Source organism: Anaerovibrio sp. (assembly GCF_051866355.1).
Classification (GTDB): Bacteria; Bacillota; Negativicutes; order Selenomonadales; family Selenomonadaceae; genus Anaerovibrio.
In genome coordinates, this window is sequence record NZ_JBJDWZ010000185.1 from 1 (window position 1) to 5762 (window position 5762).

Genomic DNA, 5762 nt, shown 5'->3' on the forward strand with positions numbered 1-5762 from the left:
GGAGGAGTGGGAAATATGGAGCGTAAATGGTGGCATGGCAAGGTTGCGTATCAGATTTATCCGAAGAGCTTTCAGGATACCAACGGGGATGGCATCGGCGATTTGCGGGGCATTATCAGCCGTCTGGATTATCTGAAGGAGCTGGGGGTGGATATCGTCTGGATTTCGCCGATTTACAGGTCGCCCTTTGTGGATCAGGGCTATGATATTGCGGATTATCAGCAGATTGACCCGATTTTTGGCACCATGGAAGAGTTTGATGAGCTTTTGGCGGAGGCGCACAAGCGCGGCATGTACATCGTGATGGATCTGGTTATCAACCACTGCTCGGATAAGCATGAGTGGTTTCAGAAGGCTCTGCAGGACCCGGAGGGGGAGTACGGGGATTACTTTTATTTCCGCAAGGGCAGGAATGGCCAGCCGCCCAGCAACTACCGCAGTTATTTCGGGGGCAGTGCCTGGGAAAAGGTGGAGGGAACGGAGTATTATTATCTCCACATGTTTGCCAAGGAACAGCCGGATTTGAACTGGGAAAATCCGAGGGTACTGCACGAGCTGTACAGCATGATTAACTGGTGGCTGGACAAGGGGCTGGACGGCTTTCGGGTGGATGCCATCATCAATATCAAGAAGGACTTGGAGTTTAAGAGCTTTCCTGCGGACGGGCCGGATGGGCTGGCAGGCTGCTGGCGCATGGTGGAGGCCGTGGATGGCGTAGGTGATATGCTGGAGGATTTGAAGCGGCACACCTTTGCCCGGTTTGATGCCTTTACGGTGGGCGAGGTCTTCAACATGAAGCCGGATGAACTGCGGGAGTTCATCGGTGAGCAGGGCCATTTTTCCACCATGTTTGATTTTTCCGCCCACAAGCTGACCTATGGGGAGCATGGCTGGTATGACAGCAGGCCGGTGAGCTTTGAGGATTTTCGGGCGGTGACTGTGAGGGCCCAGCTGGAAGCGCAGGGGATTGGCTTTCTGGCCAATATCATTGAGAATCATGATGAGCCGCGCGGCGTATGCACCTACCTGCCTGTGGAACTGCAGAACGAGCCGGGGGCGAAGATGCTGGGAACGGTGAGCGTTCTTCTGCGGGGGATTCCGTTTATTTTTCAGGGGCAGGAAATTGGCATGCGGAACTGCCGCATGCAGTCCATTGATGAGTACGATGACATCAGCACGAAGAATGAGTATCAGCTGGCCCTCAGCGCCGGATGCAGTGTGGCGGAGGCCATGGAGGCCTGCTACCACAGGAGCCGCGATAATGCCAGGACGCCGGTGCAGTGGAGCGGTGAGGAAAATGCGGGTTTTACCTCCGGCAAGCCGTGGCTGAAGGTCAATCCGAATTATCGGGCAATCAATGTGGCCGAACAGCAGGGCAGGGAGGATTCCGTGCTGAACTATTATAAGCGGCTGATTGCCCTGCGGAAATCACCTGAATGGGCGGAGGTCTTTACCTATGGACGGTTTGTGCCTGTGCTGGAGGATGAGGAAAAGATTTTTGCCTATGAGCGCAGGGGAGAGGACAAGTCGGTGCTGGTGATTGCCAACTTCGGCCTGTCGGACAGGGAGGTACTGCTCCCATCCGGTACAGGGGAAAGGGTTCTTCTCAGCAATCTGCCGGATGTCAGGCTGGCAGGCGGCAGGCTGGAACTTCTGTCCGGGCAGGTGGTTGTGCTGGGGTGAAAAGTGCTTTACAAATGATGCGATGTATGGTATTATGAACATGACATTAGGAAGTGTCGAAACGGCTTCATGAGCCACAAACGAAAACCCCCGGTGGCTGGACCGGGGGTTTTCTATTCTCGTTTTAGGCCGGGTGAGCTTATGCCCGAGGCTGGCTATCAAAATTCATCTCATGTTCAGCCATTTGCAGATGTAGTTGGCAACTACGCCTGCCGCAACAGAGATTAGGAAGTTAAGAAACAACTCCATGCCCACACCCCCCCTTTCTTACCCTTGAGCAGGGGTGATAGCGAACTAATTATACCATAAATATGTACTGGTAACAATATGTGTTTTATGGATGTTTTTGCTGTTTGGTATGGGGTGAAAGGTGCTGTGCAAATGGTGGGGACTGTGGTATGCTGAGGACAGCTTAGGAACGAAAGCTATATCCCAGGGAAAAGGAAAACCTCCGGTGGCGAGACCGGGGGTTTTCTATTCTCGTTTTAGGCCGGGTGAGTGTATGTACTGGCAACAATGTGTTTTCTATACATATTGTTGCTGTTTTTTTTTGTAAGTAGTAGAATAAAAGCATAGAAAACATTAAAATATCATAATATATGTATATATGCGGGGGAAAAGTATGGAAATCAAGGATATGCAGGCATTTTATGCCATTGTTGAGGAAGGAAATATAAGCCATGCGGCCATCAGGCTGAGCATTGCCCAGCCTGCCCTGAGCCGCCAGATGAAGAAGCTGGAAACCAGTCTGGGGGTACAGCTTTTTGAGCGGGGCAGCAGGAGGATACGCCTGACGGATGCGGGACAGCTGCTGTATTCAAGGGTGAAGCACATTCTGGGCATGGTGGATGGCACGCTCAGGGAGATTACGGATATCGGTTCCGGGGTGGCAGGCACCATCAAGCTGGGCACTGTTACCAGCTCCGGCGCCATGCTGATTCCGCAGCTGGTGGCGGATTTCCATCGGGCCTATCCCATGGTGAACTTCAACATCTGGGAGAGTGACGGCGCCCGCATACTGGAGCTTTTGGACAGCCACATCATAGAGCTGGCTATTACGAGAACCCAGGTGGACAGCAGTACCTACGAATCCATCGTCCTGCCGGATGAGCCTCTGGTGCTGGCTATGCACAGGGATTTGTGCTGTTGTGGCGAGGATCCGGAGAAGATACACATTCACGAGCTGGCTGACAAGCCTTTGCTGGTGCCTCTGCGCTGGCATACGGGCTTTTTGGAGCAGTGCCAGAAGCACAGGTTTGAGCCGAATATCCTGAGCGTCAGCGACAGCCAGATTCAGAATATCCTGTGGACGCAGATGGGCATCGGCATTTCGCTGGTGCCTCTGTCCGCCCGCAGTATGGTAAATTCTGATAAGGTGATTTTCAAGCATCTTGTGGAGTCGGAAATTCACACCCATACGGTGGTGGCCTGGCTGAAAAATCGTACCCTGTCCAGCAGCTGTACCCATTTCCTGAATCTGTTCCGCAAGAAATATGTGAAGAAATGACGATGGCGGATGTGCGTCATTTATATGCAATACTGTTGAATTACTGATAAATGGATAAAGGAATGAGCGTGAAGGATATGAAGGGGCGCAAGGTACTGATTGTTGAGGATGAGAGGCGGATTGCCCGCTTTTTGCAGATGGAGCTGGAGCATGAGGGCTGTATCGCGGCTGTGGAGGACAACGGCGGCCGCGCCTGTGAGCGGATAGCGGCGGAAAGCTACGATATCGTGCTTCTGGATGTGATGCTTCCGGGGATGGATGGCTTTGATGTATGCCGCAGGGTGCGGGAGTTTTCCCAGGTGCCGATTATCATGCTGACGGCCAGGGATGATATCGAGGACAAGGTGCAGGGGCTGGATATCGGTGCGGATGATTATATCACCAAGCCTTTTGCTACGCCGGAGCTTCTGGCAAGGATGCGCGTGGTACTGCGGCGTCAGCCTGCCGGCGGGCAGGCCGCAGATGCGGATGATGGCGGGGAGGTGCTGTCCATCAGGAATCTCAGCATGTATCCCGCCCGCCATGAGGTAATGGTGGGGGATGTCCCTGTGGAGCTGACCAAAAAGGAGTATGACCTGCTGGAATACATGCTCCGCAACAAGAGGATTGTGCTGAGCCGTGACAGGATTCTTTCCAATGTCTGGGGCTACGACTATGTGGGGGACACCAACGTGGTGGATGTGTATATACGCTATCTGCGCCAGAAGCTGGATGACAGGTTTGGCGAGAAGTATATCCACACCATGCGGGGAGTAGGCTATGTTATCAAGGAGTAAGGTGTTGCGCTTTTTGCACAAATTCAGCCTGCTTCGCCTGTCCCGCCTGCCCAGGATGCGGATTTCGGTAAAGCTGACGCTGGTGTATGCGGTGCTGATGGTGGTTCTGCTGTTTGCTACCTGTGCCTTTACTGCGGTGGGGATTTACTATACCCAGTATCATCAGGTGGAGAGGGAGCTGTCTTTCAGTATTTTTGATGCACTGCACCAGCTGGAAAACAGGTTTGGCTCCGTGGAGGAGCATGTGACGGCTACCCTGCCGCGGCCGCCCCATTTTCAGAACGGTGAGAGGGAGCGGGAAAAACGCGTCTACATGCAGCATGACAGAATCAAGCACGATGCGCTGTTTGGGCAGGTGGCAGGTGAGGATGGGGCGGCCGGCAGCCGCAAGCTGATTGTCAGCCGCGACGATATCCGGCAGAATGTGGCGGAAAATATGACCTTTGGCATGGTGCCGGGGGTTTTTTTGAAGATAACGGATGCCGGCGGTGACGTGGTATATGACACGGATGTGTACTCGCCAGCCCTGCAACAGCTGAGGGAGCATATCAGGCAACAGCCGCCCCTGTGGGCGAATCCCAATTTTCAGGTGGTGGAAATCGGGAATTTTGTGATTTATTACAAGGAAGTGCCGGTAGCCATCAACGGGGTGCCTTACAGCCTGCATTTTTTCCGGACGATTACCACGGAAACAAGGCTTTTGGGGCTGATTCAGCAGATTTTGCTGGCAGAGATGGTGCTGGGGCTGGTGCTGGCCCTGTTTCTGGGGTATTTTATCAGCCAGAGGCTTCTACAGCCTATCCGCAGTATGACGGATACGGTAAAGTCCATCGAGGTCAGCGAGCTGGGCACCAGACTGGAGGTTTCCTCGACAAAGGATGAGCTTTCCGAGCTGGCGGTGACCTTTAACCGCATGCTGGAACGCATCCAGCGGGGGTTTGACCAGCAGCAGAGGTTCGTGTCGGACGCGTCCCATGAACTGCGCACGCCTGTGACTGTGATAAAGGGGTATTCGGATATGCTGAGCCGCTGGGGCAGGGAGGATAAGGAAACCCTGCAGGAAGGGCTGGAGGCCATCGGCTCCGAGGCGGAGAATATGCAGGAGCTGATTGAAAAGCTGTTGTTCCTTGCCCGTGCCGACCAGAAGCGGCAGATTATTCACAAGGAGCCGCTGGATATGCAGGTTCTGGTGGAGGATGTGTTCAAGAAAATGCAGTTGACGGCCGATAGCCACCAGCTTCAGCTTCCGGCCAATGAGCCTGCCATGGTGCTGGCGGACAAGGTCACTATGCGGCAGATGCTACGGATTTTTCTGGAAAATGCGGTGAAGTATACGCCGGCAGGGGGCATCGTCCGCCTGTCCTCCCGCCGCTGTCCCGATGATGGGGGAAGCCTTGAGCTGGTGATTGAGGATACAGGCATCGGCATTGCCGAAGAGGAACAGGCAAAGATTTTCCAGCGGTTCTACCGGGTGGACAGCTCCCGCACCAGAGAGGCGGGACAGCCTGGCGGCACAGGGCTGGGACTGTCCATTGCCAAGTGGATTGCCGACCAGCATGACATCAAAATCAGGGTGGACAGCCGTCCGGGTGCAGGCACCAGATTCACGCTCCTGATTCCGCTTGCGGCTTCCATTGACCCGCTCTGTTCTGATGAGAATATGAAACGGCTGAAGGCTTCCATTGCACAGCCGGAAGCAGATAAATAAATTCGTATAATAAAAATTCGTACCGGTTGCAGTGTCTTGCAACTGGTACGAATTTTGTTTTTGTCAGGTCAGAAATGCCACAGGATGC

Annotated in this window: 4 protein-coding genes; all 4 read left to right on the top strand. The window is 53.8% G+C overall.

Translation table 11 applies throughout. From position 1 onward, the window contains the following. The first annotated feature begins 15 nt into the window (after positions 1 to 15). The 4 genes from ACI3UA_RS09825 to ACI3UA_RS09840 all read left to right on the top strand — a co-directional run bounded on the left by ACI3UA_RS09825 (position 16) and on the right by ACI3UA_RS09840 (position 5674). Positions 16 to 1683 carry an alpha-glucosidase gene (locus tag ACI3UA_RS09825; RefSeq protein WP_439724638.1) on the top strand — a complete coding sequence of 556 codons (1668 nt, stop codon included), beginning with the start codon at positions 16 to 18 and terminating at the stop codon, positions 1681 to 1683. A gap of 622 nt (positions 1684 to 2305) precedes the next feature. Then, entirely contained in the window at positions 2306 to 3190 is an 885-nt protein-coding gene (locus ACI3UA_RS09830) for a LysR family transcriptional regulator (protein ID WP_439724639.1), read from the top strand. A gap of 50 nt (positions 3191 to 3240) precedes the next feature. Then, positions 3241 to 3966, top strand: coding sequence for a response regulator transcription factor (locus ACI3UA_RS09835; RefSeq protein ID WP_439724640.1), 726 nt, complete (start codon positions 3241 to 3243; stop codon positions 3964 to 3966). Further along, positions 3950 to 5674 carry a sensor histidine kinase gene (locus ACI3UA_RS09840; protein WP_439724641.1) on the top strand — a complete coding sequence of 575 codons (1725 nt, stop codon included), beginning with the start codon at positions 3950 to 3952 and terminating at the stop codon, positions 5672 to 5674. Before ACI3UA_RS09835 ends, ACI3UA_RS09840 begins: the two co-directional genes overlap by 17 nt. The last annotated feature ends 88 nt before the right edge of the window (positions 5675 to 5762 follow it).

Bases quoted from the DNA above. Each gene is read 5' to 3' on its own strand.
- ACI3UA_RS09825 (WP_439724638.1), top strand. From the start codon at position 16: ATGGAGCGTAAATGGTGGCATGGCAAGGTTGCGTATCAGATTTATCCG.
- ACI3UA_RS09830 (WP_439724639.1), top strand. From the start codon at position 2,306: ATGGAAATCAAGGATATGCAGGCATTTTATGCCATTGTTGAGGAAGGA.
- ACI3UA_RS09835 (WP_439724640.1), top strand. From the start codon at position 3,241: ATGGATAAAGGAATGAGCGTGAAGGATATGAAGGGGCGCAAGGTACTG.
- ACI3UA_RS09840 (WP_439724641.1), top strand. From the start codon at position 3,950: ATGTTATCAAGGAGTAAGGTGTTGCGCTTTTTGCACAAATTCAGCCTG.